This is a genomic window from Photobacterium makurazakiensis, assembly GCF_050336715.1.
Classification (GTDB): domain Bacteria; phylum Pseudomonadota; class Gammaproteobacteria; order Enterobacterales; family Vibrionaceae; genus Photobacterium; species Photobacterium makurazakiensis.
This window is the reverse complement of record NZ_JAKJSJ010000129.1, coordinates 1-3,423: the sequence shown is the minus strand read 5'-3', so window position 1 is coordinate 3,423 and position 3,423 is coordinate 1. Positions and strand designations below refer to the sequence as shown.

Genomic DNA, 3,423 nt, shown 5'->3' with positions numbered 1-3,423 from the left:
AAAACAAGTCAAAACAAACTATTAGTCGTAACCCACCAATACACTTTAGTTTCCCCACTTCTGACAAATTGACATTTAGCCTTGTAAATAACTGAATAACCAATACAAAAAATGGGACCTGATATAATCAGATCCCACCGTGATTTATTAACCCACGTCACTACCCTATTTTCTTTCTTGAGGGTACATTTTGACGTTAAGCTTTATCCGCTTTACCAGCCGCATTCGCAAACTTTGCTAACTGTGTGTCTAACCATGATGGTTTTAAACCAGCATCTTCCGCGGCCTCTTTGCGTCGGATAGCATTACGCACCATCATCGCGCCAGTCCAGCGAATTGGCTCTGGTGGGAAATAGCCTTTGGGACCAGTTGCTAACCCACATCGCGTCCATTCATTGTCTTGCTCGAGCAATAACGATGCTAAGATTTTTCCACCAATCCATGTTTGCGCGACACCATTACCGGAATAGCCTAAACCATACACAATATCCCGATTCTGCTTCATTCGACCAAAGAATGGCATTCCTGTCGTAGAGCGATCAGATGCCCCCGTCCACGTAGTAACAAACTTTTGATTACTTAATGATGGGAATAACCGATTAAATGACCGCCTTAAAATGGCTTGATAACGACTAGGTTGATCAAATAGCGGGCTGATCCGGTTGGCAAATGAGAAATGATTTCCTCCCTTGCCCAACATTAAACGACCATCGGGTGTAGAGCGGTAGTAATGAACAAAAGTGCGTGAATCTACCACGGTTTTACCGTCTTTCAGTCCCATCGCATCAAGCTTTTCTGGAATAGGATCGGTAATAGCCATATCGGATGAAACCAAAACAACGCTGCGTTTAAACTCAGGGAATTGCTCTAGCATCCATGCGTTCAAGGCTAACACGACTTTCTTAGCAAAGATCTCAGCTTTTGGTGTCGTAATTGTAATGGGAATATCGGTGTTAATGCTTTCCATCGGCGTATTTTCATATATCTTCACGCCCATTTTTTCAGCAACACGTTTTAGCCCGCGAGCTAACATGGCAGGCTGTACACTGGCCGCCGCTGGCGAGAAAAAGCCTTCACTGTGTAAAGCTGAACCAGCATCTTGCTGCACGCGTTCTTTTTCCCACAGCTGCCAGCTATTAATTTCGTCTTTGCTCAATGCCTGTAATACCCCAGCCATTGTGCCTTCTTGCGCTTCATTGGTTGCGGTATATAACGTGCCATTACGTCGCAGCTGAGCATCGATATCATGCTGCTCACAGAAATCCTCGATTTCATAAACAGCTCGCTCTGATGCAGCGACTAACTGAGCAGCCTGTTTCTCACCATATAGCTTCTTCATGGATAAGTATTTCGTTGACCATGTCAGCATACATCCGCCATTTCGACCGGATGCACCACTGCCGCATAGCCCTTTATCAATTACCACTACGTCCAAATCAGGTTGTTGCTGTTTAAGATTAATGGCTGTCCATAAGCCGGTAAAACCGCCGCCGACAATACACACGTCAGTTTCAACATCATTTTGTAACACGTTGGGCTGGCTAGACGTTTCAATGCCCATTGCCTGAGCAAACCAAAAAGGCTGAAAAGCCGAAGTTTCTTTTTGCATCCTTCATTACTCGCAGTGGTATAGACCAAATTAATTTATACCTAAATTACCTGCACAGTATGAAAACTTGATGACAGTAATTTCTTTTTTTATTTGCAAAATAATGCTGGCATAAATGTGAGCTAGATCTTAGAATGCGCATGTTTGGGGAGTAGTCACCAATTGTTCGTCTGTCGTCATCTCGAAGCCATATGCTTCCGGCAGCCGAGGGTGGATTTGTAAGCATCTGCGTTACACCATTCTGACGAGACCAACGCCATTAATTATGCACATTTGTGTAGTGTTATTAATGCGCGGAAGGTCTTGGCATTTCATACCCGCCCCTTTCGCGCGATCGTGAAAGGAGAAAATGATGAGCCTATTAAGCTACGAAGGCTTTGCTGTTCTAACAGTATTAATGTTGGCGCTGGACTTATATCAAACCCGTGGTGGCAACGTCACTATCAAAAAAGCCGCTATCTGGAGTTTATTCTGGGTTGCACTGGCTTTAATCTTTAACCTTGTTATCTACTTATACTGGCCACTGATGTCACCAGAAAGTAGCTATACAAACAGTGAAGCAGCAACGGCATTCTTAACTGGCTACCTGCTAGAGAAATCACTCAGTGTCGATAACTTGTTTGTCTTTGCACTGATCTTTGCTCAATTTGCAGTACCAAATGCAATTCGACCACGAGTGTTAATGCTGGGGGTTGTTGGTGCATTGATATTACGTGGCATAATGATCGCTGTTGGTGCTGAGCTACTTACCCAGTTCCATTGGATCTTGTATATCTTTGCGGCATTCTTGCTATATACCGGTTACAAGCTATGGAAAGAAGATGAAGAAGAGCAAGAGGACTTTTCAAACTCATTGCCTGTACGTCTGGTTAAAAAGTGTTTTCGTGTCAGTGATGAATATCAAGGCAACCGCTTCTTTACTAAAGACAGTAAGGGCTGGATTGCAACGCCATTACTGATCGTCATTGCCGTTATTGCACTGACCGATGTGATGTTTGCACTTGATTCTATCCCAGCAATTTTTGCCGTAACAAAAGAGCCGTTCCTCGTATTAACTGCAAACGTATTTGCCCTACTTGGCTTACGCTCTTTGTATTTCGTACTAGAAGGCATGTTGACTCGTTTCTGTTACCTACGTCCTGCATTGGCGTTTATTCTTAGCTTCATTGGTATCAAGATGCTGCTAATGGAAACAAGTTATGCGATTCCAACGCCAGTATCGTTAGGCGTTATTGTTCTGACAATCACAGCGGCAATTGTTGGTTCATTATGGAAAACGAGAGAGGCTGCGGTATAAGCTTTAACACTTGCACCTTAACTCAGCATCATTGCGAAAGTTAAAATACTCAATGGCCAACACAATAAATGTGCTGGCCATTATTAAGTTCATCATTGTTACAACCGTATTGTTGTCCGAATACAGTAACGCCTTCTTTGCCGACACTATAGCGCTTGCATTAACAGTTCTTCTAATTCACTTTCTGTTGTTGGCATTTTGTTTAATTCAATATCGTAACAAGCGCCACCATGTAACATATAAGCCTTCGTCGTACAGTGATCATGATGAAACCACTTTCCATTCAGGCATAAGTCTGTATAGCATTTAGGATCTTTTATTAGTTCCATACAATTACCTCTTAAATTAACTCACACTACACAATTAACGTATCGTTATATAATTGTAATGAAAATGATCCAGATCAATGGTCTTATTAGTATGGAAGTTACCACACTCATACTTTTTATATTTATCTTACAATAAACTTTTAAATCACTTCTATTTTTAACGAAGAACATATTATTCACCCTATCAA

3 protein-coding genes are annotated in these 3,423 nt (G+C 42.1%); 1 reads left to right on the top strand and 2 read right to left on the bottom strand.

Annotation, left to right across the window (positions count from 1 at the left end):
* Positions 1 to 196: 196 nt before the first annotated feature.
* On the bottom strand, positions 197 to 1,609 hold the full coding sequence (locus tag L4D09_RS28610) for an FAD-dependent oxidoreductase (RefSeq protein WP_428460925.1): 1,413 nt from the start codon (positions 1,607 to 1,609) through the stop codon (positions 197 to 199).
* A 352-nt stretch (positions 1,610 to 1,961) separates the two neighbouring features.
* Here L4D09_RS28610 and L4D09_RS28605 point away from each other — a divergent pair, with 352 nt between their 5' ends.
* Positions 1,962 to 2,906 carry a TerC family protein gene (locus L4D09_RS28605; RefSeq protein ID WP_428460924.1) on the top strand — a complete coding sequence of 315 codons (945 nt, stop codon included), beginning with the start codon at positions 1,962 to 1,964 and terminating at the stop codon, positions 2,904 to 2,906.
* Between the two features lie 146 nt (positions 2,907 to 3,052).
* On the opposite strand, the gene L4D09_RS28600 is transcribed toward L4D09_RS28605, so the two are convergent.
* The gene (locus L4D09_RS28600) at positions 3,053 to 3,235 is read right to left on the bottom strand and encodes a hypothetical protein (protein WP_428460923.1); all 183 of its coding nucleotides are present in this window, start codon (positions 3,233 to 3,235) and stop codon (positions 3,053 to 3,055) included.
* Positions 3,236 to 3,423: the final 188 nt, after the last annotated feature.